At 73.3% G+C, this 23,659-nt stretch carries 21 protein-coding genes; 11 read left to right on the top strand and 10 right to left on the bottom strand.

Annotated features, from left to right (window positions below; translation table 11 throughout):
- Positions 1–3: 3 nt before the first annotated feature.
- Complete coding sequence (locus OG994_RS29320; RefSeq protein WP_328851614.1) at positions 4–1,698, bottom strand: GMC family oxidoreductase; 1,695 nt, start codon at positions 1,696–1,698, stop codon at positions 4–6.
- Between the two features lie 133 nt (positions 1,699–1,831).
- Between OG994_RS29320 and OG994_RS29315 the strand changes: the two genes are divergently transcribed.
- Positions 1,832–2,956, top strand: coding sequence for an LCP family protein (locus OG994_RS29315; RefSeq protein ID WP_192902153.1), 1,125 nt, complete (start codon positions 1,832–1,834; stop codon positions 2,954–2,956).
- Positions 2,957–3,096: 140 nt separating this feature from the next.
- Here the strand turns inward: OG994_RS29315 and OG994_RS29310 are convergent, their stop codons facing one another.
- The 4 genes from OG994_RS29310 to guaB all read right to left on the bottom strand — a co-directional run bounded on the left by OG994_RS29310 (position 3,097) and on the right by guaB (position 8,846).
- On the bottom strand, positions 3,097–4,557 hold the full coding sequence (locus OG994_RS29310) for a M1 family metallopeptidase (RefSeq protein WP_328851613.1): 1,461 nt from the start codon (positions 4,555–4,557) through the stop codon (positions 3,097–3,099).
- Between the two features lie 118 nt (positions 4,558–4,675).
- A complete protein-coding gene (locus OG994_RS29305) occupies positions 4,676–6,076 on the bottom strand; it encodes a M1 family metallopeptidase (protein WP_328851612.1) in 1,401 nt (466 codons plus the stop codon).
- Positions 6,077–6,125: 49 nt separating this feature from the next.
- Positions 6,126–7,244, bottom strand: a complete 1,119-nt coding sequence (locus OG994_RS29300) for a GuaB3 family IMP dehydrogenase-related protein (RefSeq protein WP_120328919.1) — start codon at positions 7,242–7,244, stop codon at positions 6,126–6,128.
- 39 nt (positions 7,245–7,283) lie between these two features.
- Entirely contained in the window at positions 7,284–8,846 is a 1,563-nt protein-coding gene (gene guaB, locus OG994_RS29295) for an IMP dehydrogenase (RefSeq protein ID WP_120328918.1), read from the bottom strand.
- Between the two features lie 182 nt (positions 8,847–9,028).
- Between guaB and OG994_RS29290 the strand changes: the two genes are divergently transcribed.
- Positions 9,029–9,439, top strand: a complete 411-nt coding sequence (locus tag OG994_RS29290) for a DUF5319 domain-containing protein (protein ID WP_120328917.1) — start codon at positions 9,029–9,031, stop codon at positions 9,437–9,439.
- A gap of 63 nt (positions 9,440–9,502) precedes the next feature.
- Here the strand turns inward: OG994_RS29290 and OG994_RS29285 are convergent, their stop codons facing one another.
- Positions 9,503–10,330 carry a response regulator transcription factor gene (locus OG994_RS29285; protein ID WP_120328916.1) on the bottom strand — a complete coding sequence of 276 codons (828 nt, stop codon included), beginning with the start codon at positions 10,328–10,330 and terminating at the stop codon, positions 9,503–9,505.
- A 252-nt stretch (positions 10,331–10,582) separates the two neighbouring features.
- Between OG994_RS29285 and OG994_RS29280 the strand changes: the two genes are divergently transcribed.
- Complete coding sequence (locus OG994_RS29280; RefSeq protein ID WP_120329113.1) at positions 10,583–10,966, top strand: WhiB family transcriptional regulator; 384 nt, start codon at positions 10,583–10,585, stop codon at positions 10,964–10,966.
- 159 nt (positions 10,967–11,125) lie between these two features.
- Here OG994_RS29280 and OG994_RS29275 read toward each other — a convergent pair whose 3' ends face one another.
- From OG994_RS29275 to groES, 3 genes are all read right to left on the bottom strand, one after another.
- Positions 11,126–12,721 (bottom strand): molybdopterin-dependent oxidoreductase, encoded by a 1,596-nt coding sequence (locus OG994_RS29275; RefSeq protein ID WP_407942621.1) that lies wholly within the window; start codon positions 12,719–12,721, stop codon positions 11,126–11,128.
- A gap of 443 nt (positions 12,722–13,164) precedes the next feature.
- Entirely contained in the window at positions 13,165–14,811 is a 1,647-nt protein-coding gene (groL, locus tag OG994_RS29265) for a chaperonin GroEL (RefSeq protein WP_328851611.1), read from the bottom strand.
- Between the two features lie 69 nt (positions 14,812–14,880).
- The gene (gene groES / locus OG994_RS29260) at positions 14,881–15,195 is read right to left on the bottom strand and encodes a co-chaperone GroES (protein WP_109802944.1); all 315 of its coding nucleotides are present in this window, start codon (positions 15,193–15,195) and stop codon (positions 14,881–14,883) included.
- A gap of 331 nt (positions 15,196–15,526) precedes the next feature.
- Here groES and OG994_RS29255 point away from each other — a divergent pair, with 331 nt between their 5' ends.
- The 8 genes from OG994_RS29255 (at position 15,527) to OG994_RS29220 (ending at position 22,955) form a co-directional block, all read left to right on the top strand.
- Positions 15,527–16,327, top strand: a complete 801-nt coding sequence (locus OG994_RS29255; protein WP_328851610.1) for a helix-turn-helix domain-containing protein — start codon at positions 15,527–15,529, stop codon at positions 16,325–16,327.
- Entirely contained in the window at positions 16,318–16,509 is a 192-nt protein-coding gene (locus tag OG994_RS29250; protein WP_328851609.1) for a DUF397 domain-containing protein, read from the top strand. Before OG994_RS29255 ends, OG994_RS29250 begins: the two co-directional genes overlap by 10 nt.
- A gap of 30 nt (positions 16,510–16,539) precedes the next feature.
- Entirely contained in the window at positions 16,540–17,727 is a 1,188-nt protein-coding gene (locus tag OG994_RS29245; protein WP_328851608.1) for a THUMP-like domain-containing protein, read from the top strand.
- 10 nt (positions 17,728–17,737) lie between these two features.
- Positions 17,738–18,217, top strand: coding sequence for a Cys-tRNA(Pro) deacylase (gene ybaK, locus OG994_RS29240; RefSeq protein ID WP_328851607.1), 480 nt, complete (start codon positions 17,738–17,740; stop codon positions 18,215–18,217).
- A 192-nt stretch (positions 18,218–18,409) separates the two neighbouring features.
- Positions 18,410–19,507 carry a sugar ABC transporter substrate-binding protein gene (locus OG994_RS29235; protein WP_120330585.1) on the top strand — a complete coding sequence of 366 codons (1,098 nt, stop codon included), beginning with the start codon at positions 18,410–18,412 and terminating at the stop codon, positions 19,505–19,507.
- A gap of 116 nt (positions 19,508–19,623) precedes the next feature.
- Positions 19,624–20,454 carry an ATP-binding cassette domain-containing protein gene (locus tag OG994_RS29230; protein WP_120330586.1) on the top strand — a complete coding sequence of 277 codons (831 nt, stop codon included), beginning with the start codon at positions 19,624–19,626 and terminating at the stop codon, positions 20,452–20,454.
- Positions 20,451–21,710, top strand: coding sequence for a sugar ABC transporter permease (locus tag OG994_RS29225; RefSeq protein WP_328851606.1), 1,260 nt, complete (start codon positions 20,451–20,453; stop codon positions 21,708–21,710). The genes OG994_RS29230 and OG994_RS29225 overlap by 4 nt, the downstream gene beginning before the upstream one ends.
- A gap of 63 nt (positions 21,711–21,773) precedes the next feature.
- A complete protein-coding gene (locus tag OG994_RS29220) occupies positions 21,774–22,955 on the top strand; it encodes an ROK family transcriptional regulator (protein ID WP_328851605.1) in 1,182 nt (393 codons plus the stop codon).
- A gap of 18 nt (positions 22,956–22,973) precedes the next feature.
- On the opposite strand, the gene OG994_RS29215 is transcribed toward OG994_RS29220, so the two are convergent.
- Positions 22,974–23,624: a winged helix-turn-helix domain-containing protein gene (locus OG994_RS29215; protein WP_328851604.1), complete on the bottom strand. Its 651-nt coding sequence runs from the start codon at positions 23,622–23,624 to the stop codon at positions 22,974–22,976.
- Positions 23,625–23,659: the final 35 nt, after the last annotated feature.

Raw genomic sequence — 23,659 nt, 5'->3', positions numbered from 1 at the left:
CTGTCACCGCAGGGCGGCGGGGGCGCCGACGGGCACGGCCGGGTTGCGGGGCGGCACCGGGGCCAGCCGCCGGTACGGGGAGCCCAGCGGCGGCCGGGGATCCTCCTCACCCTTGTTGGGCCAGAACGACATGGCCCGCTCGGCCTGCGCGGTGATCGTCAGCGACGGGTTCACCCCGAGGTTCGCCGAGACGGCCGCCCCGTCCACGACGTGCAGGCCGGGGTGGCCGAAGACCCGGTGGTACGGGTCGATCACCCCGTCGTCGGGGGTGGCGCCGATCACCGCCCCGCCGAGGATGTGCGCGGTCATCGGGATGTCGAACGGCTCGGTCATCGCGCCGCCCGGCGTACCACCGATCTCCTCGGCGAGCAGCCGGGCCGCGGTGTGGCCGGCGGGGATCCAGGTCGGGTTCGGTGTGCCGTGCCCGGGACCGCTGACCAGCCGCCGGCGCAGCGGCCCCCGGTGCCACCGGGTGGTGAGGGAGTTGTCGGCCGACTGCATGATCAGGGCGATGACCGTCCGCTCGGACCACCCGCGTACGGACACCATCCGCGCGGCGAGACCGGGCTGGCGCAGCAGCGTGCCGAACCAGCGCCGGACGCGGTGCGGCCCGCCCTCGACCAGCAGCGACTGGAGCAGGCCCATGGCGTTGGAGCCCCGCCCGTAGCGCACCGGCTCGATGTGGGTCTGCGGGTCGGGGTGGAACGAGCTGGTGATGGCCACACCCTCGGTGAAGTCGAGTCCCGCGGCCCGGGCCTGCCGGCGGGGCACCGACGCGCCGAGGATCGCCTCCGAGTTGGTCCGGGTCAGCTCCCCGAGCCGGGGCGAGAGCGCGGGCAGCGCTCCGGTCGCCTTCATCTCGTGCAGCAGCCGCTGGGTGCCGAGCGCGCCCGCGGCGAACACGACCTGGTCGGCCCGGAAGACCTGCCGCCGCCGGCGCAGCCACGCGCCCGTGCGTACGGTGTGCACCTCGTAGCCGCCCTCGGGATGCGGGCGCACGGCGGTCACCGTGGTGAGCGGATGCACCCGGGCCCCCAGCCGCTCGGCCAGCCAGAGGTAGTTCTTCACCAGCGTGTTCTTCGCCCCGTGCCGGCAGCCCGTCATGCACGAACCGCAGTGCGTGCAGCCGGTGCGCTCGGGGCCGGCGCCGCCGAAGTACGGGTCGGCCACCCGCTCGCCGGGGCGACCGATGTGCACGCCGACCGGGGTGGCGTGCACGGTGTGGCCGACGCCCATCCGCTCGGCCACCGCCCGCATCACCCGGTCCGCGCCGGTGTCCACCGGGTACGTGGTGACGCCGAGCATCCGCTTGGCCTGGTCGTAGTGGCGGGCCAGCTCGTCGCGCCAGTCGGTGATGTCCCGCCACTGCGGGTCGGTGTAGAACGCGGGCAGGGGCTCGTAGAGCGTGTTGGCGTAGACCAGCGAGCCGCCGCCCACCCCCGCGCCGGAGAGCACCAGCACCCCGCCGCCCGCGCGCCGGTCGGCCGCCCGCAACAGCGTGATCCGCTGGATGCCGTAGCAGCCGAGCTTCGGCGCCCAGAGGAACCGCCGCACCCGCCACGACGTCTCGGGGAACTCGTCGTCGGCGAAACGCCGGCCGGCTTCGAGGACCCCGACCGAGTAGCCCTTCTCGGCCAGGCGGAGCGCGGTGACGCTACCGCCGAAGCCCGACCCGATGACGAGCACGTCGTACCGCATCACCGCATCATTACCGGTCGGTAGCTGTCGCGCCAGGGTCAGTTTCGCGCGATCATCCACAGCACCGGGCCGTACCGGCGCCACCGGAGGCAACCGGAGGCACCCGTCGTCCCACGGTGGAGGGGGTGGCCAGATGGTCCTCGGTTCGGCCGTGCCGCGCCGCCGGTTGCTGCTCGTGGCGCTGCTGGCGGCCGTCGTGCTCGTCGTGGCGGGCGGCGTCGTGGCCACGCGACTGGTGGGTGGACCGCGTACGGACCGCGGGGCGACGCCCGTGCTCACGCCCGGTCCGTCCACACCGGCCTCGCCCAGCACGACACCGAGCCCGCCGCCACCGCCCCCGGGAGCCGACATCACCGGGCCGCTCAACCTGCTGCTGGTGGGCGTGGACACCCGGGTCAGCGTCCCCGGCTGGGAGCCGCACGCCGACGCCGTGCTCGTCCTGCACGTGCCGCGCGGGCTGGGCAGGGCGTACCTCTTCTCCCTCCCCCGCGACCTGGTGGTCGACATCCCGGCCTTCCCGAAGGCGGGCTACCGGGGCGGGCGCACCAAGCTCACCCACGCCATGAGCTACGGCAGCAGGGTGCCCGGCCGCCCGAAGCAGCCGGACACCGCCCAGGGGTACGAGCTGCTGCGGAGCACGGTGAGCGGCTACACGGGGCTGCGGATCGACGCCGGGGCGGTGCTCACCTTCAACGGCTTCGACCGGCTGGTCGACAGCCTCGGCGGGGTCGACATCTACGTCGACCAGCGGGTCGTCTCGCGGCACCGGCAGCCCGACGGCCGGCACCGGGCGAGCGCGCCCGGCGGCTACACGGGGCCGCAGATGGTGTACGAGAAGGGCCGGCGCCACCTGACCGGCTGGCAGGCGCTGGACTACGCCCGGCAGCGCTACATCCCGGGCGGTGACTACAGCCGGCAACGCCATCAGCAGCAGCTGATCCGGGCGCTGGCGCGGAAGATCCTCGACCAGGGGTTGGCCCGCGACCCGGACCAGGTGCAGCAGGTCGTCGACGCCCTCGGCGACACGCTCGTCTACGCCGGGGGCGGGCGGCGGCTTGTCGAGTTCGCGTACGCCCTGGGCGGCCTGCCCGCCGACAGGTTCGTGCTGGTCGGCCTGCCCGGCTCGTCGGTGGGCTCGGGCGGCTCCTACCGGGGCGAGCAGCTGACCACGGTCGGCCGCCGCTTCCTCACCGAACTACGCGCCGGCCGCGCCGACGCCTACCTGACAAAACACCCAACCCTGAAAGTCAAAACCTAACCCCCGCGCTCCCCTCCTCGCGCCCCCGCCCCCTCTCCCCCGCGATCTTGCAGTTTCGGCCCCTGTTTCGTGGCTTTTGCCCGGAATGCCGGGGCACAAAGTGCAAGATCGCGGGGGAAGAGGGGCGGGGGCGCGCGGGGTTACAGGGGTTTGGGCTCGGCGGGGCGTTCGGTGCCGTAGAGCCAGGCGTCGAACAGGGCGTCGAGCTTCTTGCCCGAGACGCGCTCGGCGAGCGCCACGAACTCGGCCGTGGTGCCGTTGCCGTTGCGCTTCTCCGCCGCCCAGGTCTTCAGGATCTTGAAGAACGCGTCGTCGCCGACGGCCACCCGCAGGGCGTGCACGGTCATCCCGCCCCGCTGGTAGACGGAGTTGCTGAACAGGTTCTCCACGCCCGGCCGGCCCGGCGGCGTACGCCAGAGCTGGGTGGACGATCCGTGGTACCGGTCGATGAACGACTCCTCGGCGCTCCGGCCGCCCCGGTGCTCGGTCCAGAGCCACTCGGCGTACGTGGCGAGGCCCTCGTTGAGCCAGATGTCGCCCCACCGGTTCAGCGAGACGCTGTCGCCGAACCACTGGTGCGCGAGCTCGTGCGCCACCACCTCCGTGTTGACGCCCTGCCGGAAGAAGCTCACCGAGTAGACCGGCCGGGACTGCGTCTCCAGCGCGTACCGGATCCGGCTGTCGGAGACCACCACCCCGCCGTACGCCTCGAACGGGTACGGCCCGAAGACGGTCTCCAGGTAGTCGGCGACCTCCACGGTGTCCTCGATCGACTCGTCCGCCGCACCCTCGGGCACGTCGGCGTCGATCGCGCTGTAGACGGGCCGCCCCTTGTGCTTCCCCGTGGTCACGCGCAGCTCGCCGATCATCACGAAGCTCAGGTAGCTGGCCATGGGCGCCCGCTCGGACCACTTCCAGGTGGTCCAGCCGTCCGCGCTCGACTTTCCGCCCGGCACCCCGTTGCTGACCGCCGTCAGTCCCTCCGGGACGGTGATCTCGAAGTCGTACGTGGCCTTGTCCGACGGGTGGTCGTTGACCGGGAACCAGGTGCTCGCGGACTCGGGCTGGCCGAGCGCGATCGCGCCGTCCGAGGTGTGGATGAAGCCGCCCTCGCCGAGCGCCTCGTTCGCCAGCGGCTCGGGCTCACCCTCGTACGCGATCTCGGCGACGAAGCCGTTGCCCGCGATGAGGCCGCGGGCCGGCGTGACCACCAGCTCGTCGCCCTTGCGGGCGTGCTTCGCGGCGGCGCCGTCGACGGTCACCGAGCGCACGGTCAGTCCCGCGAGGTCCAGGTTGAACGCGGACAGGTCGCTGGTCGCGGAGGCGTGCACGGTGGTGGTGCCGGTGAGCCGGTCCTTCGCCGGGTCGTACCGCACCTTGACGGTGTAGCGGTCGACGTCGTAGCCGCCGTTGCCGTAGCTGGGGAAGTACGGGTCGCCCGCGCCCGCCGCACCGGGGGTGAAACGCCGCTCGGCCGGCGACGACGTGCCGACCACGGGATCGGCGCCGGTGTCGTCGGGCGCCGAGCCGCACGCGGCGAGCAGTCCCCCGACCAGCAGCAGACCGACACCCGCACCCAGAGACCGCCGTGGCTGCCTCATCGCCTCGCCCTCCCGCTGTCGCCGACGGGCCGCGCGCCCGCCCGGCGCGCCGGTCGAGCGCACCGGCGCCTCGCCCGGTCCGTCCGCGGCAGCCTACCGAGCGACCATCACGGGCCCGTCACGGCAGGGCCGGTGGGCTGGCGCCGACGAGCCAGGCGTCGAGGACCGGCCGCACCTGCCGGCCGGAGATCCGCTCGGCGAGGGCGACCAGGTCGGCGGTCGTGCCGTTGCCGCCCCGCCGCTGCGCCGTCCACTCGCGAAGGATGCGGAAGAACGCGTCGTCGCCGACGGTGCGGCGCAGGGCGTGCACGGCCAGCGCGCCGCGCCGGTAGACGGCGTTGCCGAACATGCCGTCCCGGCCCGGGTCCACGGAGGGCTGCGACCAGTCGGTGGTCGCGTACTGCGCCTCGAACTGGCGCTGCACGCTCCGCCCGCCGTCGTGTTCCTCCCAGAGCCATTCGGCGTACGTGGCGAAGCCCTCGTTGAGCCAGATGTCGCTCCACCGGTGCAGCGAGACGCTGTCCCCGAACCACTGGTGGGCCAGTTCGTGCGCCACCACCGTCGGGTTGGGCCGGCCGTCGGCGAAGAACCCCGGCCCGTACACGGGTCGGGACTGGGTCTCCAGCGCGTACCCGATCCGCTCGTCGGCGACCGCGATCCCCCCGTACGAGTCGAAGGGGTACGGCCCGAAGCGGCTGGCCAGGAAGTCGGCGATCGCGCCGGTGCGGGCGAGCGAGACGGCGGCGGGCCCGGTGGCCGGCTCGCCCGCGGGCACCGCGGTGACCATGGGCCGGCCCGCGTGCGTGCCCGTGCTGACCCGGTAGTCGCCGATCACCAACGTGGTCAGGTAGCTGGCCATCGGTGCGCGCTCGCTCCACCGCCAGGTGGTCCACCCGTCGGCGCTGCTTCGCGGCCCGGGAACTCCGTTGCTGAGCGCCGCCAGGCCATCCGGGACGGTGACGGCGATGTCGTAGGTGGCCTTGTCCGAGGGGTGGTCGTTGACCGGGAACCAGGTCGCCGCCGAGTCCGGCTGGCCGAGGGCGATCGCGCCGTCGTCGGTGTGGAGGAAGCCGCCGGAACCCAGGGCGCCGCCGGCGACGGCGGCCGGCACCCCGGCGTACGCCACCTCGACGGTGAAGCGGGCGCCCCGCGGCAGCCCGCGGGCCGGGGTGACGACCAGTTCCTCCCCGGTCCGCCGGTGCGCGGCGGCGGCGCCGTCGACGGTCACCCGCGCGACGTCCAACCCCGCGAGGTCCAGGTTGAACCGGGACAGTCCCTGGGTGGCGGTGGCGGTCACCGTGGCGTTCCCGGTCAGCCGGTCGCTCGCCGGGTCGTACCGCACGTCGAGGGCGTAGTGCGCCACGTCGTACCCGCCGTTGCCGCGCCCCGGCACGTACGGGTCGCCCGCGTCCGCGCCGCCCGGCCGGAACGCGTGGTCCTCATCGGACCGGGTGCACCCGCTGGCCGCGAGCACCACCACCAACGCGGCGGCGAGCACGGGCCGGTAGATACGTCGCACCGGCCGAGCCTATCGGCGCGGCCGGTGCGGTACGGCGGGTTCGCGCAGGTCAGCGGTCCAGGACCAGGCCGACCTTCTGGAACTCCTTGAGGTCGCGGTAGCCGCACTTGGCCATCGCGCGGCGCAGCCCGCCGAACAGGTTCAGCTGGCCGTCCGGCTCGTCGGCCGGGCCGGAGAGGACCTGCTCCATCGAGCCGAGCGGCTCGCTGGCGACGGAGAACGCGCCTCGGGGCAGCGACGGGTGGCTGGCCGCCGAGTGCCACCAGGCCCCGCCGGCGGGCGCCTCGGTGCACCGGGAGAGCGGCTCGCCGAGCATCACGGCGTCCGCACCGCAGCCCAGCGCCTTCGCGATGTCGCCGGAGGTCCGGATGTCGCCGTCGGCGATCAGGTGCACGTACCGGCCGCCGGTCTCGTCCAGGTAGTCCCGGCGGGCCGCCGCGGCGTCGGCGATGGCGGTGGCCATCGGCACCCGGATGCCGAGCACCGACTCGGTGGTCGACCAGTCGTCGCCGCCGATGCCGACGATGACGCCGGCCGCGCCCGTCCGCATGAGGTGCAGCGCCGTCTTGTAGTCGGTGCAGCCGCCCACGATGACCGGCAGGTCGAGGTCGGCGATGAACTCCTTGAGGTTCAGCGGCTCGTCGGTGGTCGAGACGTGCTCGGCGGAGACGATCGTGCCCTGGATGACCAGGATGTCCACGCCGGCGTCGAGGATCACCGGGGCGAGCGCCAGGGTGTGCTGCGGGGAGACCCGCACGGCCACGGTGCCGCCGCCGGCCCGCAGCTCGCGCACCCGCTCGGCGATGAGGTCGGGGCGGATCGGCTCGGCGTACACCTCCTGGAGTCGCTTGGTGGCGCGGGCGTCCTCGTCGAGCCCGGCCAGTTCCTCCAGCACCTTCGTGGGGTTCTCGTAGCGGGTCCACAGCCCCTCGACGTTGAGGACGCCGAGACCGCCGAGCTGCCCCAGCCGCACGGCGGAGGCCGGGCTCATCGTGGCGTCGGAGGGGTGCCCGACGCACGGGATGCCGAACTGGTACGCGTCGAGCTGCCAGGCCGTGGAGACGTCGTCGACGTCCCTGGTCCGGCGGCTCGGCACGATCGCGATGTCGTCCAGGTGGTAGCCGCGTTGCGCGGTCTTGCCCAACCCGATCTCGACCACGTCACGCATGGCTCACTCCTGCTGGTGTCGGGGGTGGTGGTGGGGGGGTCACCGGGTGTGGTAGTTGGGCGCCTCGACGGTCATCTGGATGTCGTGCGGGTGGCTCTCCTTGAGCCCGGCCGCGGTGATCCGGATCAGCTGGCCGCGCTCGTGGAGCTCGGGGATGCTCTCCGCGCCGGCGTACCCCATCGCGAGCCGCAGGCCGCCGACGAGCTGGTGGGCGACCCGGGACAGCGGCCCCCGGTACGGCACCTGGCCCTCGACGCCCTCGGGGACCAGCTTCTCGTCGCTGGTCACGTCCTGCTGGAAGTAGCGGTCCTTCGAGTACGACTTGGCCTGCCCGCGGGACTGCATGGCGCCGAGCGAGCCCATCCCCCGGTACGCCTTGTACTGCTTGCCGTTCACGAAGATCAGCTCGCCGGGGCTCTCCTCGCAGCCGGCCAGCAGGCTGCCGAGCATCACCGTGTCGGCGCCGGCGACGAGGGCCTTCGCGATGTCGCCCGAGTACTGGATGCCGCCGTCGCCGATCACCGGCACGCCGGCCGGACGGGCGGCCCGGGCCGCCTCCATGATCGCGGTGATCTGCGGCACACCGACGCCGGCCACGATCCGGGTGGTGCAGATGGCGCCCGGGCCGACACCGACCTTCACGCCGTCGGCGCCCGCGTCGACGAGGGCCTTCGCGCCCGCGTACGTGGCGATGTTGCCGCCGACCACGTCGACGGCCACGTCCTTCTTGAGCCGGCGGACCATGTCCAGCACGGCCCGCTGGTGGCCGTGCGCGGTGTCCACGACGAGCACGTCCACGCCCGCGTCGACCAGCGTCCGGGCGCGCTTGTACGCGTCCTCGCCCACACCGATCGCGGCGGCGACGCGGAGCCGGCCGGCCTCGTCCTTGGTGGCGTTCGGGTACTGCTCGCTCTTGGTGAAGTCCTTCACCGTGATGAGGCCGCGCAACCGGCCCGAGCCGTCGACGATCGGCAGCTTCTCGATCTTGTGCTGGCGCAGCAGCGTGAGCGCCTCGTCCTTGCTCACCCCGACCGGCGCGGTGATCAGCGGGGCCCGCGTCATGATCTCGCGGACCGGGGTGGACGGGTCGGAGACGAACCGCATGTCCCGGTTGGTCACGATGCCCACGAGCTGGCCGTCGCCGTCGACCACCGGGACGCCGGAGATCCGGTAGCGGCCGCAGAGTGCGTCGACGTCGCGCAGCGTGTCCTCCGGGCTGGCGGTCACCGGGTTGGTGATCATGCCGGACTCGGAGCGCTTCACCAGGTCGACCTGGAGCGCCTGGTCCTCCACCGAGAGGTTGCGGTGCAGCACGCCGATGCCGCCCTGGCGGGCCATGGCGATCGCCATCCGGGCCTCGGTCACCGTGTCCATGGCGCTGGACAGCAGTGGTACGGAGAGGGTGACGTTGCGGGTCATCCGCGTGACGGTGTTCACGCGGCTCGGCACCACGTCCGACTCGCCGGGCTGGAGGAGCACGTCGTCGAAGGTGAGGCCGAGCGGCACCACCCGGGCCGAACCGGCCGGCAGTTCCGGCAGGTGGCCGCCCAGCTCGCCGTGATCGGCGCCGGCCGGAAGATCGGTGCTGGGCGAAATTTCCACGATTGCTCCCCTGAGCTGGTCGAACGGGCTTCGGCGAGGTGGCGCGGCGGGCACCGGAGGAACGCCGCACGCGGCGCGTCCTCCCATCGTACCCGTGCAGGTGGGCGGCCCCTCGTCGCGCCGGGCCGGTCGGCGCGCGTGCGGGGCGGGCGTGAGCGCGGTCTTCGGTCTACGGTGAGGGGGTGCACGACGAGCCCATCGACCCGTTCAACGGCGACCCGGCCGACCCGGCGGCGGGGCTGCACGACCCGGGCGACGCACAGCTGGACCCGCTGACCGACGTCGAGCGGCAGGACGTGCTGGAGGACCTCGCCGACCTGGAGATCTACCAGGCCCTGCTGGCTCCCGTGGGGGTCCGCGGGCTGGTGATCGAGTGCGAGGACTGCCGCGAGCCGCACTACTTCGACTGGGACCTGCTCCGGGGCAACCTCCGGCACCTGCTCAGCTCCGGCCGGCCACGGGTGCACGAGCCGGCGTACGACCCGGATCCGGACCACTACGTCACCTGGGAGTACGCCCGGGGCTACGCGGACGGTGTGCACGACACGCTGACCGACGGCGGCGACGAGGAGGAGTCCGCCGAGCGCTCCTGACCGTTCGCTCGTGCCGGCGGTGTCCGGGTCGAAGGCGACGGCCCGATCCCGGCGGACCCTCGGTCAGGCCACCAGTCCGGCCCGGAAGCCGGCGGCCACGGCGTGCGCCCGGTCCCGCGCGCCCAGCTTGCGGAAGAGCCGGCGGGCGTGCGTCTTGACGGTGTCCTCGGAGACGAACAGCTCCCGCCCGATCTCGGCGTTGCTCTTGCCCTCGGCCATGCCGAGCAGCACTTGGAGTTCCCGCTCCGTCAGCCCCACCGACGCCCGCGCGGCGCGTACGTTCGCCGCCGGCCGCTGCCCGTCGGGCGGCGTACCCTCCGGCTCGCCGCCGTTGCCCTCGGCCCCGTCGTCGCCGCGCTGCACCGGCACCACCGCCGGCGCGCCGCCCGGTCCCTCGGCGGGGCCGGCGGACCAGCCCGGACCGGGGTCCCCGCCGCTGCGGCCGGGCGGCGTCGAGCGGGCCGGGCCGCCGACCGCCGCGGTGTCGCGGGCCGGGTCGGTGACCCGGTGGCGGGCCGCCCGGCCGGGCGCCGAGAGCAGCAGCAGCGCCTTGGCGACGGCGCTCGTGAGGTCGTGGTCGGCGCCCTGGATCAGCCCGCGGGCGCCGGCGTTGATGGTCGCCGCGGCCGCCTCGGACTCCTCGGCCCCGAACAGCAGCACGGCGGCCTGCGGCGCGCGGGCCAGCACCCGGCGGACGAAGCCGGCGCTGTCCGGGCGGGTGAGCGCGGTGTCGGCGAGTACGACGTCCGGTTGCCGCTCGGCGAGGCGCAGCATCACCTCGGGATCGGAGACGGCGGTACGGACGACCGCGGACAGTCCGAGCCGGGCCGCCGCGGAGGTGAGATGTTGCGCCGCGAGCGGTGTCCGGACGCACACAAGAACGGTACGCACTGTGGTCTCCTCTCCGCCAACGAGCAGACCACGACGGGGTCGCTCGGGGAGGAGGTTCCCGGCAATCCTCCGAACTTTTCCGACAGATGGGGCATATGCCGCAAGTCGTCAGAGGTTTTGGATCACACACGTGTGAGTCGCGCGGCACCCGGGTACCGGGAGATCCAGGCCGGGATCGGTGCGCCTGTGCGGCCCGCCGCCCGGAGGCCGGCCATGAGTATCTCGCGGTGCCGCGCGGGAGGAGGGGTGCTGATGTCGAACGTACGTAGACTGCCCGGACCCATCGTCGATCTCTGGGACTGGCAGCGGCTCGGCGCCTGCCGAGGCCGGGACAGCGCCCAGTTCTTCCACCCCGACGGCGAGCGGGGCTCCTCCCGGCTGCGCCGGGAGTCCGGAGCGAAGGCGGTCTGCCGTACCTGCCCCGTGCGGGCCGAGTGCGCCGCGCACGCCCTCTCGGTCCGGGAGCCGTACGGCGTGTGGGGTGGCTTCAGCGAGTCCGAGCGGCTGCGGCTGCTCGCCATCGGCTGGGAGGACCTGGCCGACCGGCGCCACACCCGGGTCGACGTGGCCCGGCTGGAAGCCCGGCTCGGCCGACCCCACAAGGCAACGGTCCCAGCCCAACGAAACGTAGCCTGACCGTCCCCCGGTCCCGTCCCCCTCTACCCCGTTGATCATGAGGTTGGCGGCCTTTTCGATCTCCCGATCGCCCGCCAACCTCATGATCAACCCATGTTCCGGGGGGGGACGGCGGGGGGACGGGCGCGGGGGGCGCGGACGGGAGGGGGGCGGGGCGGGTCAGCGGACTTTTACTCGTACCTCGTGCCAGCCGGTGGCGCCGTCGGGGACCACGTCCTGCCGCCACTCGGTCTGCGTGTCGCCGGTGGCGTCGGTGGCCCGCACCTGGAGCCGGTGCTCCCCCGGCGTGGCCTCCCAGCGCCACGACCACTGCACCCAGGTGTCCACCGACACGGCGGGGGCCAGTTCCGCCTCCCGCCAGGGTCCGTCGTCGACGCGTACCTCGACGCGGCGGATCCCGCGGTGCTGCGCCCACGCCACCCCGGCCACCGTCACGGGGCCGGCGGTCAACCGGTTGCGCGCCCGGGGCACGTCGATCCGCGACTGGGTCTTGATCGGCCCCTGCGCCGACCACCCCCGCGGCACCCAGTACGCGTCGAAGTCCGCGAAGCTCGTCAACTCCAGCTCGGTCACCCACTTGCAGGCCGACACGTAGCCGTACAGGCCGGGCACCACCATCCGGACCGGGAAGCCGTGCTCGACCGGCAGCGGTTCGCCGTTCATCCCGACCGCCAGCAGCGCGTCCCGCCCGTCGCGCAGCACGGCGGTCGGGGTGCCGCAGGTCCAGCCGTCGACCGACCGCCCGACCACCTGGTCGGCGCCCTCCTCCGGCTCGGCCTCGTCCAGCAGGTCGCGGATCGGCACGCCCAGCCACCGGGCGTTGCCGACGAGATCCCCGCCGACCTCGTTCGAGACGCAGGCGAGCGTGATGTACCGCTCGACCATCGGCCGGGCGAGCAGGTCGGCGAAGCTCAGCGTCATCGGGTTGCGGACCCGGCCGTGGATGCGCAGCCGCCAGGTGTCCGGGTCGACCTGCGGCACCACGAGGGCCGTGTCGATCCGGTAGAAGCCGAAGTTCGACGTGACGTAGGGGGCGAGCTGGGTCAGCGACAGGTCGGCCCCGGCCGGCACCGCGGGCGCGGGTGACGCCGGGGCGGGCAGGACCACCGCCTCCCGGGCCGCGGACACCCCGCGCCGGCCCGCCAGCCAACGCCCGCCGAGGCCGGCCACCGCGGCGACGCCGAGCAGGGTCCCGGCCCCGGTCAGGAAGCGCCGCCGGGACTCCGGGTCGCTGCTCTCCAGCGGCACCCCGGCAGGCGCGGGCCCGGCAGGCGCGGGCCCGGCAGGCGCGGGCCCGGCAGGCGTCACGGGCCGGGCGGTCCTGGCGCCGCTCGGCGATCCTGGCTCGGGTATGTCGGTGGCGTCCTGTCGAGCTGCCCCGGAAATGGGGCGCCCCATTTCTGGGGCAGCTCGACAGGACGCGGAGTCCACCTGCGGCACCCTGGGGGACGGGACGCCAGAGCTGCCCCCCGGCCCGGCGGCGCCGCCCGACCCGCCCGGCCCGGCGGAGCCGCCCGGCGAGGTCGACACGGCCGAGGAGGCCGGCGAGGTCGACACGGCCGAGGAGGCCGGCGGGGTGGGCGGCGGGGTGGGCGGGGTCCAGGGCCACGGGTCCAGCTCCAGCGGCCCGGCGACGAAGGCCCAGAGCACGACCGCCCCCAGCCCTCCGCCGATCAGGGACGGCAGCGCGTCCGCCACGTCGGCGCCGGCCCGGGTCAGGGCGGCGGCCACCCCGAGCGCTGTGAAACCCGCGATGCCGGCGAGGCCGACCGCGAGCCGGCGTACGGACAGGGCGCCGAGCAGCGCCGCGAAGGCGGCCAGCAGCACGCCGGTGCCGACCAGCAGGGCGGCCTTGTCGTACGTGCCGAAGAGGTCGATGGCGACCTGCTTGAGCGGCTCCGGAACCCGGTCGACGACCACGCCGCCGACCGCCACCAGCGGCGCGGACCGGGGGCCGGTCAGGACGGCCACGGCTTCGGCGACGCCGATGGCCACCGCCGCGGCGGTGATCCCGGCCAGGGCGGCGTACCGGCGGGTGGTGGTGCTCATCGGCCCAGTGTTTCCGATCGACCGGGCCGACCGGTAGCGACGTCAGCGTTCGGTAAGCACCGCGGCGACCCGCGTTCCGTGGACACCCGGAAACGCGTCGGGGCACACCGCCTGACGGCGGTGTGCCCCGACCGGGCGTACGACGTGGGTCAGAAGCCCGGGCCGTGCTGGTGGCCGTGGCCGTGCGAGTGGCCGTGCCCACCGGCGGCGGCCGGCTCCGGCTCGGCCGGCTTCTCCACCACGAGGCTCTCCGTGGTGAGCAGCAGACCGGCGATGGAGGCGGCGTTGGCGACCGCGTTGCGGGTGACCTTCACCGGGTCCAGGATGCCGGCCTTGGCCAGGTCGACGTACTCGCCGGTGGCGGCGTTCAGGCCGGTGCCCCACTCGGCGTCGACGACCTTCTGCACCACCACGTAGCCGTCGTGGCCGGCGTTCTGGGCGATCCAGCGCAGCGGCTCGACCAGCGCCTTGCGCACGATCGAGACGCCGACCTTCTCGTCACCGGTGAAGCCGAGGTCGTCGGCGAGCACCGGCAGGATCTGCGCCAGCGCGGCGCCGCCACCGGGCACCGTGCCCTCCTCGACCGCGGCCTTGGTCGCGGCGATGGCGTCCTCGATGCGGTGCTTGCGCTCCTTCATCTCGACCTCGGTAGCCGCGCCCACCTTGATGACCGCGACACCGCCGGAGAGCTTCGCGAGCCGCTCGGAGAGCTTCTCCCGGTCCCACTCCGAGTCGGACGCCTCGATCTCCTTGCGGATCTGGGCGACCCGGTCGGCGACGTCGGAGGACTTGCCGCCGCCGTCGACGATCGTCGTGGTGTCCTTGTCGACGACGACCCGGCGGGCCGAGCCCAGCACCTCCAGGCCGACCTGGTCGAGCTTGTAGCCCAGCTCGGGAGCGATGAGCTCCGCGCCGGTGAGGATCGCCATGTCCTGCAGCATCGCCTTGCGGCGGTCGCCGAAGCCGGGGGCCTTGACCGCGCAGACCTTCAGGGTCTTGCGCAGCGAGTTGACCACCAGGGTGGCCAGGGCCTGGCCCTCGACGTCCTCGGCGATGATGAGCAGCGGCTTGCTGTTCTGCAGGATCTTCTCCAGCAGCGGCAGCAGCTCCTCGATCGCCGAGATCTTCTGCGTGGTGATCAGGATGTACGGGTCCTCCAGGACCGCCTCCTGCGCCTCCGCGTCGGTGACGAAGTTCGGCGAGATGAAGCCCTTGTCGAACTGGAGACCCTCGGTGACCTCCAGCTCGGTGGCGAGGGTGGAGCCCTCCTCGACGGTGATGACGCCGTCGCGGCCGACCTTCTCCATCGCCTCGGCGATCATGTCGCCGATGGTGGCGTCCTGCGCGGAGACCGTCGCGACGTGCGCGATGGACTCCCGGCCGGCCACCTCGACGGCACGGCCCAGCAGGGCCTCGGAGACCTTGCCGGCCGCCGCGTCGATGCCCCGCTTGAGGCCGGTCGGGTTGGCGCCGGCCGCCACGTTGCGCAGGCCCTCACGGACCATCGCCTGGGCCAGCACGGTGGCGGTGGTGGTCCCGTCGCCGGCGACGTCGTTGGTCTTGGTCGCCACCTCCTTGACCAGCTGCGCGCCGAGGTTCTCGTACGGGTTGGTGAGCTCGATCTCCTTGGCGATGGTCACACCATCGTTGGTGATCGTGGGCGCACCAAACTTCTTGTCCAGGACGACGTTGCGCCCGCGCGGGCCGAGGGTGACCTTCACCGCGTCCGCGAGGGCGTTGACACCGTGCTCGAGCAGGTGTCGGGCGTCGTCCGAGAAGCTCAGGATCTTCGCCATGAATGTCCCTTCAAGCGGCGGTGCCCCGGCCCGGCGAGCCGGACCGGGGCAACGACACTGATCGGTTGCTTACTTCTCGATGACCGCGAGGACGTCGCGGGCGGAGAGCACCAGGTACTCCTCGCCGGCGTACTTGACCTCGGTGCCGCCGTACTTCGAGTAGATGACGGTGTCGCCGACCTTGACGTCAACCGGGATCCGGTTGCCCTTGTCGTCGATCCGGCCCGGGCCGACAGCGAGGACGGTGCCCTCCTGCGGCTTCTCCTTGGCGGTGTCGGGGATCACGATGCCCGACGCCGTGGTGGTCTCAGCCTCGTTCGCCTGGACCAGGATCCGGTCCTCGAGCGGCTTGATCGCAACCTTGGTCGCGGTAGTCACGGGCATACCCTCCTGGGGTACTGGTTTCTGTGCCGGCCGGCAGGGCCGACCAGCGTCAATCTGCCACATGCCACCGGGCGGGGCCGTCGTCGCGGGTGCCGGTCCGCCTGGCGTTCAGCGCCCGGGTCAGCGGACCCGGAAGCTGGCACCCTCGGGTTGAGAGTGCTAATCGCAGGTTATGCCGTGGCTAGCACTCCGTCAAGGAGAGTGCCAACGCGCCGGGCCCTCGTGTCGCCACAGTTCCGCCACACGTCACCGCGACACGCCGGGGACCCGTCGCCACACCGTGACGCACCGCCTACGTTCCGGCCCCGTACCGCCGCGCGAAGGGGTTGGAGTGAGCCAGATACCGACAGTGACGTTCCTGCGGAGCCAGCTCCGCCGTGCCCGCCAGGGGCGCGGCCTTAGCCAGGAGGAACTGGGCAGACTGATCAACTACTCGTCGTCGCAGGTGAGCGCGATCGAGACGGGCGACCGCCCGGTCAACCCGGACTACCTGGCCCGGGTCGACGCCGCGCTGGACACCGGCGGCCTCTTCGTCGCCATGCTGGAGCTGATCCGCTTCCACGCCGCGCCGGACTGGTTCCGCCCGTGGGAGGAGATTGAGCGGGAGGCCACCGCGCTGCGCTGGTATGACCCGGCAGTGGTGCCGGGCCTGCTCCAGACCGAGGGGTACGCCCGGGCGATGCTGGGCGTGGGCGGGGAGCTGACCGCCGAGGAGATCGAGGCGCGGGTGGTCGCCCGGCTGGCCCGGCAGTCCCTGCTCACCGGCGATCCGCGACCGCAGCTCGTCGCCGTGCTGGAGGAGCAGGCGCTGCGCCGGCAGGTCGGTGACCGGAGCGTCATGCGCGACCAGATGGCGCACCTGCTGGCCGTCGGCGCCGAGCCGAACGTGCACGTCCGGGTCGTACCGGCCGCAGCCCCCTGGCACGCCGGGCTCAATGGCCCCTTCATCCTGGCCCGGCTCGACGGCGGCGCCGAGCTGGCGCACCTCGACAACCAGCTCCGGGGCCAGACGGTGGACGCCCCTAACGACGTTGCCGCCCTGGGGCGGCGCTGGGAGAGTGTGACGGGTGAGGCGCTGCCACGCAGGCAGTCCGCCCGGCTCATCGAGGAAGTGGCGAAGACATGGACCTGAGCCGCGCCGCCTGGCGCAAGTCATCCCGCAGCAACAGCAACGGCGGCGCCTGCGTCGAGGTCGCCGACAACCTGCCCGGCGTGGTCGCCGTCCGCGACAGCAAGGACCGGACCGGCCCGGTCCTCACCTTCACCCCGGCGAGCTGGCGGGCCTTCGTCGCCGCCACCCCCGGCCGACGCTGACCCCGGCCGGCGGGCCCGGAGAATGGGCGGGTGGACCTCGACCAGCTCGCCGCCCTGCGTACGCCCGAGGGGGTGAACGCGCTCGACGCGGCGGCCCGGGTGGCCGACGGCGACCCGCTGGCCGCGGCGTCCGCCCTGCGCGCCGCCGGGGTGCCGGCCGCGCTCGCGGCGGCGGCGCTGACCCAGGTCGAGCTGCGTCGCCGGGCGGCGGCCAAGTTCGGGCCCGCCGCCGCCGGGATGTTCCTCACCCGCGCCGGCCTCGAACAGGCGACCCGCGGCGTGGTCGCCGCCCGGCGCGCCGAGCGGCTGCGGGCCGCCGGGGTGCGGACCCTGGCCGACCTGGGCTGCGGGCTGGGCGCCGACGCGCTCGCCGCGGCCCGCGCCGGCATCCGGGTGTACGGGGTGGAGGCCGACCCGCTGACCGCCGCCATGGCCGCGGCGAACGCCGAGGCGGCGGGGCTGGCCGACCTGTTCACGGTGGAGTGTGGCGACGCGACCGCCTTCGACGTGGACCGCGTGGACGCCGTCTTCTGCGACCCGGCCCGGCGGGCCACCGGCACCGGGCGCCGGATCTTCGACCCGTCCGCCTACTCCCCGCCCTGGGACTTCGTGACGGGGCTCGCCGAGCGGGTGCCGCGGACGGTGGTGAAGGTGGCCCCCGGGATCGACCACGGGCTGATCCCGGCCGGCGCCGAGGCCGAGTGGGTCAGCGTCGACGGCGACCTCGTCGAGGCGACCCTCTGGTGCGGACGGCTCGCCGAGGTCCCGCGCCGGGCCACCCGGACGAGCGCGGACGGGGAGCGCCGCCACCAGCTCACCGGCGCGGGCGACCGGGAGGCGGCCGTCGGGCCGGTGCGCCGCTACCTGTACGACCCCGATCCGGCGGTGGTCCGCGCGCACCTCGTGGCCGAACTCGCCGACGACCTGGGCGCGACCCTCGCCGACCCGGCCATCGCCTACCTGTACGCCGACACCCCGGCCGAGAGCCCGTACGCCCGGCGCCTGGAGGTCACCGACGTGCTCCCGTTCTCGTTGAAGCGGCTGCGCGCGCTGCTGCGGGAGCGGGGCGTGGGCCGGGTCGAGATCCTCAAGCGCGGCTCGGCGCTCACCCCCGAGCAGCTCCGGCGGGATCTGCGGTTGGCCGGCGACAAGGCTGCCAGCCTCGTGCTCACGCGCGTGGCGGGGGCACCCACCGTGCTCGTGTGCCGGGCGGGTTAGGTTGTCGGGCGTGGCGGGACAGGGAACGCCGGCGACGGCACTGCTGACGAAGCGGAAGATCGCGCACAGCACCCACCCGTACGACGTGAGCCCCGACGCCCCGAACTACGGCGCGCTGGTGGCGGCGGCGCTCGGCGTACCGCCGGAGCGGGTGTTCAAGTCGCTGGTCACCGAGGTCGACGGCACGCTCACGGTGGCGGTGGTGCCGGTCACCGGCGAGCTCGACCTGAAGGCGCTCGCCGCGGCCGTCGGTGGGAAGCGGGCGACGCTCGCCGACCGGGCCGTCGCCGAGCGGGCCACCGGGTACGTCCGGGGCGGGATCAGCCCTCTCGGCCAGCGCAAGCGCCTGCCCACGGTGCTCGACGCGTCCGCGCTGGAGTTCCCGACGATCTACGTCTCGGCCGGCCGCCGGGGGCTGCAGCTCCAGCTCGCCCCGGCCGACCTCGTGGCGCTCACCGACGCGCGCACCGCACCGATCGCCGCGCGCTGACCCGCTGCCGGCCCGGGCGCGGGGAAGCGCTCCCACGCCTGGCTGCCGTCGAGGTCCGGCGCGTTGCTGAATTGTTACTGGCCCCCGCCAACTCAGCCCCTCCGTGCCCTTGTGTCGGGACTCACAGCCGAATACGTTGCCGGGCACAACAAAAGTACCGACACCGTCCCCCACCCCGAAAGGACCCTGCACATGCGTAAGGGGCTCCTCACCTTCGCCACCGTGGGCCTGCTGGCGACGGGCAGCATGGCCGCCTGTGGCGACAACTCCGGCGGGAACGACCAGGCCGGCTCCGAGCAGACGCCGAAGATCGGCGTGATCCTCCCCGACAGCAAGTCCTCGGCCCGCTGGGAGGGCGCCGACCGCAAGTTCCTCGAGGAGGCCTTCAAGGCCGCCGGCGTCCAGTACGACATCCAGAACGCGCAGAACGACAAGACCCAGTTCCAGACGATCGCCGACCAGATGATCACCAGCGGCGTCACCGTGCTGATGATCGTCAACCTGGACTCCGGCACCGGCAAGGCCGTGCTCGACAAGGCGAAGTCCCAGGGTGTCGCCACCATCGACTACGACCGGCTCACCCTCGGCGGCTCCGCCGAGTACTACGTGAGCTTCGACAACGAGGCCGTCGGCAAGCTCCAGGGCGAGGGTCTCGTCAAGTGCCTCACCGACAAGGGCGTGAAGAACCCGTCGATCGCCTACCTCAACGGCTCGCCCACCGACAACAACGCGACCCTGTTCAAGAACGGGTACGACTCGGTGCTCAAGCCGAAGTTCGACGCCAAGGAGTACACGAAGGTCGCCGACGACTCCGTGCCGGACTGGGACAACGCCCAGGCCGCCACGATCTTCGAGCAGCAGCTCACCAAGACCGGCGGCAAGATCGACGGCGTGCTGGCCGCGAACGACGGCCTGGGCAACGCCGCCATCTCGATCCTGAAGAAGAACAAGCTCAACGGCAGGGTCCCCGTCACCGGCCAGGACGCCACCCCCGAGGGCCTGCAGAACATCCTCGCCGGCGACCAGTGCATGACCGTCTACAAGGCGGTCCGCGAGGAGGCGAAGGCCGCCTCCGACCTGGCGATCGCGCTGGCCAAGGGTCAGCGGAAGGAGACCGGCCAGACGGTCAAGGACCCGGAGGGCGGCCGGGACGTCCCGGCCGTGCTGCTGACCCCGAAGGCGATCTACAAGGAGAACGTCAAGGACGTCATCGCCGACGGGTACGTCACGAAGGAAGAGGTCTGCACCGAGGCGTACGCCAAGCTGTGCACCGAGGCCGGCATCAGCTGACCGACGCCGCATCCGCCGAGGACAGCCGCCGCCCGGCACGGGACCCGTCTCCCGTGCCGGGCGGCACACGCCGGACGGGCTCGGAACGCCTGCCCGCCATCCAAAGGAGACACCCCGTGTCCGCAACACCCCTGCTGGAGCTGCGCGGGATCGACAAGAGCTTCGGTCCCGTCCAGGTCCTGCGCGACGTCGCCTTCGCGGCCCACGCCGGCGAGGTGACCGCGCTCGTCGGCGACAACGGCGCCGGCAAGTCGACCCTCGTCAAGTGCATCAGCGGCATCTACCCGACCGACGCGGGCGAGTTCCTCTTCGACGGCCGCCCGGTGACCATCCACAGTCCCCGCGACGCCGCGGCCCTCGGCATCGAGGTCGTCTACCAGGACCTCGCGCTCTGCGACAACCTCGACATCGTGCAGAACATGTTCCTCGGCCGGGAGAAGCGCAACGGGCTCGTCCTCGACGAGCCCACCATGGAGCAGATGGCCGCGGAGACGCTGGCCGGCCTCTCCGTACGCACCGTGAAGTCGTTGCGCCAGCACGTCTCCAGCCTCTCCGGCGGCCAGCGGCAGACGGTGGCGATCGCCAAGGCGGTGCTCTGGAACAGCCGGCTCGTCATCCTGGACGAACCGACCGCCGCGCTCGGCGTCGCGCAGACCGCGCAGGTCCTCGAACTCGTCCGCCGGCTCGCCGACAACGGCCTCGCCGTGGTGCTGATCTCCCACAACATGAACGACGTCTTCGCCGTCTCCGACCGCATCGCCGCCCTGTACCTCGGCCAGATGGTCGCCCAGGTGAAGACCACCGACATCACCCACGCCCAGGTGGTCGAGTTGATCACCGCCGGTCGTTCCGGCAGCCTCGGACTCAGCGCCGAGCCGGGCACGGGCGCCAACGGCAACGGCGGCGGCACGCTGCCGGCCGACTCGACCACGGGAGGTGCCCGATGACCATGACCGTCGTGCAGGAGGAGGGCCCGGCGTCGGTCACACCGGCGCCGACCGTCGCCAGCCACGCGCGCAACTACTGGAGCCGCGTACGCGGCGGCGACATCGGCGCGCTGCCCGCCGTCCTCGGGCTGATCGTGCTGTGCACGGTCTTCTCGATCGCACGGCCGTCGTTCCTCACCGCCGGCAACTTCGCCAACCTGTTCACCCAGGGCGCGGCGGTCACCCTCATCGCGATGGGCCTGGTCTTCGTCCTGCTGCTCGGCGAGATCGACCTCTCGGCGGGCTTCGCCAGCGGCGTCTGCGCGGCCGTGCTGGCGAACGTGGTGACGGTGCTCGGCTACCCCTGGTACGTCGCGGTCCTCGCCGCGATCGCCACCGGCGTGGTGATCGGCACGACGCTCGGCGTCCTCGTCGCCAAGGTCGGCATCCCGTCCTTCGTGGTCACCCTCGCCGGCTTCCTCGCCTTCCAGGGCATCGCGCTGATGCTCATGAAGGAGGGCAGCAACATCGCCATCCGCGACACGGTGCTGCTGGCCATCGCCAACCGCAACCTGCCCCCGCTGGTCGGCTGGCTGCTCGCGCTCGTGGCCGTGGTCGGGTACGGGGCGACGCAGCTCCTGCGGCACCGCAAGCGCGCCTCGCGAGGACTCGTCACCGACCCCATCGCGGTGGTCTTCGCGCGGATCGGCGGCCTGGCCCTGATCCTCGGCGTGGCGGTGTTCATCCTCAACCTCGAACGCAGCCGCAACGTCCTGATCACCTCCCTCAAGGGCGTGCCGATCGTCGTGCCCGTCATCGCCGTACTGCTGATCGTCTGGACCTTCGTCCTCCAGCGCACCAGCTACGGCCGGCACGTCTACGCCGTCGGCGGCAACCGGGAGGCGGCCCGCCGGGCCGGCATCAACGTTGACCGGATCCGCATCTCGGTCTTCGTGATCTGCTCCTCGATGGCGGCGGTCGGCGGCATCGTGGCGGCCAGCCGAGCCAACTCGGTCGACCCGAACACCGGCGGCAGCAGCGTCCTGCTCTACGCCGTCGGTGCGGCGGTCATCGGCGGCACCAGCCTCTTCGGCGGCAAGGGCCGCGTCCTCGACGCGGTGCTCGGCGGCGCGGTGATCGCCGTCATCGACAACGGCATGGGCCTCATGGGGTACAGCTCGGGAGTCAAGTACGTGCTCACCGGCGTCGTGCTGGCGCTGGCCGCGACCGTCGACGCCTTCTCGCGCCGCCGGTCGACGGCAACCGGCACCCGCTGACCACACCCCCGGGTTCCGGTCGACGGTGACCGGCACCCTGACCCACGCCCCCGGAGTACCCACATGCGCCCAGGACCGAGCCAGGACGAGATCCGTCGGCAGAACCTCGGTGCCCTGCTGCGCCATGTGCACGTGCACGGCGCCACCTCGCGCGCCGAGCTGACCACCGCCCTGGGGCTGAACCGCAGCACCATCGGCGCGTTGACGGCCGACCTCGTCAGCGCCGGCCTGGTCAGCGAGGGTGCGCCGAAGGAGACCGGCCGGGCCGGACGACCGTCGCTGGTCGTCCGGCCCGAGTCGACCCGCATCTACGCGTACGCGTACAGCATCGAGGTCGACCGACTGCGGGCCGCGCGGGTCGGTCTGGGCGGCGCGGTGCTCGACCGCCGGGAGATGGCCCGGCCCCGCGGCCTCACGGCGACGGAGGCCGCGCCGCTGCTGGCCGGCGCCGCCAAGGAGATGCAGCAGGCGGTGCCGGCCGGCGCCGTCTGCGTCGGCACCGGGGTGGCGGTCTGCGGCATGGTCCGCCGTGACGACGGTCTGGTCCGGCTCGGCCCCACGACCGGCTGGGTGGACGAACCGATCGGCCCGGCGCTCGGCGCCGAACTGGGCCTCGACGCGCCGATCACCGTGGGCAACGTGGCCGACGTGGCCGCCTTCGCGGAGCACGCTCGCGGCGTGGCGGCCGGCTGCGACAACGTCGTCTACCTCTACGGCGACGTGGGCGTCGGCGCCGGCATCATCGCCGGCGGGCGGCGGCTCACCGGGCACGGCGGGTACGGCGGCGAGGTCGGGCACATGAAGGTCGTCCGGGACGGCCAGCCCTGCGAGTGCGGTGCGCGGGGCTGCTGGGAGACCGAGATCGGTGAACACGGCCTGCTGCGCAACGCCGGTCGCTGCGACGCACGGGGGCGGGACGCGCTGCTGGCCGTCTTCGACGCCGCGAACCGGGGCGACGCACGGGCGAACGCCGCCGTGCGCCAGGCCGGCGACTGGCTCGGCTTCGGTGTGGCGAACCTCGTCAACATCTTCAACCCGGAGATGGTCATCTTCGGCGGCACCATGCGCGACCTGTACCTGGCCGCCGCCGCGCAGATCCGCAGCCGGCTCAACGCCAACGCGCTGCCGGCCTGCCTGGAGCACGTCCGCCTGCGCACCCCGAAGCTCGGCGACGACGCCGCCCTGATCGGCGCCGCCGAGCTGGCCTTCGAACGGCTGCTGGCCGATCCGCTCGACGTCGGTTGAGCGGCCCGGTCGCTACGGTCACCGGTCCTCGTCGGCGGAGGCGCGGTCGGCGGAGGCGCGGTCGGCGGGTGCGCCGTCGGCGGAGGCGCGGTCGGCGGGTGCGCCGTCGGCGGCGCCGACGAACGGCATCAGTTGCGCCTGCAGCACCACCGGCGCGGCCTCGGGCGGGGCGTCCACCTCGGGGCGGTCCAGCCGGTACTCGCCGACCAGGGCGATCAACCGGTCGTGCAACTCGGCCGCCTCGGCCGGCGTGAGCCGCAGCCGCCAGTCACTGATCGTCGGGACGGCCGACCAGTCGGCGGGCAGGGCGGGCAGTTCGCCGATCCACCGGTCGACACGGTCGGCGTACATCGCGGCGACGGCACGCAGGTAGCCCTCCGCCTCCGTCGGCGCGGCGGGTCCGGCCACGCTGTCGACGACGGTCCCCCGGTGTGCGGCCCGCCACCAGCGCTCCCGCCCGACCGCCCGGTCCGGCTCCTCGACCACGAACCCGTAACGGGCCAGTTGCCGCAGGTGGTAGCTGGTCGCGCCGGAGGACAGACCGAGCCGTGCCGCGAGCCCGGTGGCGGTGGCCGGGCCGTGCTCACGGAGCAGGTCCAGCAGGCGTACGCGCAGCGGGTGGGCCAGACCGCGCAGTGCCGTGGGATCGGGGCGGGCGACGTCGACCATGGGCGCAAAGATATCTTTGCAAAGGGGCCTTCGCA

Source organism: Micromonospora globbae, from assembly GCF_036184225.1.
GTDB lineage: Bacteria > Actinomycetota > Actinomycetes > Mycobacteriales > Micromonosporaceae > Micromonospora > Micromonospora globbae.
Note: the sequence above shows the minus strand (reverse complement) of the source record. Positions and strands in the feature narration are given on the sequence as shown.

What these genes read in the sequence shown, in the direction of transcription:
- OG994_RS29320 (WP_328851614.1), bottom strand. Translation starts at nt 1,698, where the DNA reads ATGCGGTACGACGTGCTCGTCATCGGGTCGGGCTTCGGCGGTAGCGTC.
- OG994_RS29315 (WP_192902153.1), top strand. Translation starts at nt 1,832, where the DNA reads ATGGTCCTCGGTTCGGCCGTGCCGCGCCGCCGGTTGCTGCTCGTGGCG.
- OG994_RS29310 (WP_328851613.1), bottom strand. Translation starts at nt 4,557, where the DNA reads ATGAGGCAGCCACGGCGGTCTCTGGGTGCGGGTGTCGGTCTGCTGCTG.
- OG994_RS29300 (WP_120328919.1), bottom strand. Translation starts at nt 7,244, where the DNA reads ATGCGTGACGTGGTCGAGATCGGGTTGGGCAAGACCGCGCAACGCGGC.
- OG994_RS29280 (WP_120329113.1), top strand. Translation starts at nt 10,583, where the DNA reads ATGTCGAACGTACGTAGACTGCCCGGACCCATCGTCGATCTCTGGGAC.
- groL (WP_328851611.1), bottom strand. Translation starts at nt 14,811, where the DNA reads ATGGCGAAGATCCTGAGCTTCTCGGACGACGCCCGACACCTGCTCGAG.
- groES (WP_109802944.1), bottom strand. Translation starts at nt 15,195, where the DNA reads ATGCCCGTGACTACCGCGACCAAGGTTGCGATCAAGCCGCTCGAGGAC.
- OG994_RS29250 (WP_328851609.1), top strand. Translation starts at nt 16,318, where the DNA reads ATGGACCTGAGCCGCGCCGCCTGGCGCAAGTCATCCCGCAGCAACAGC.
- OG994_RS29235 (WP_120330585.1), top strand. Translation starts at nt 18,410, where the DNA reads ATGCGTAAGGGGCTCCTCACCTTCGCCACCGTGGGCCTGCTGGCGACG.
- OG994_RS29225 (WP_328851606.1), top strand. Translation starts at nt 20,451, where the DNA reads ATGACCATGACCGTCGTGCAGGAGGAGGGCCCGGCGTCGGTCACACCG.
- OG994_RS29220 (WP_328851605.1), top strand. Translation starts at nt 21,774, where the DNA reads ATGCGCCCAGGACCGAGCCAGGACGAGATCCGTCGGCAGAACCTCGGT.
- OG994_RS29215 (WP_328851604.1), bottom strand. Translation starts at nt 23,624, where the DNA reads ATGGTCGACGTCGCCCGCCCCGATCCCACGGCACTGCGCGGTCTGGCC.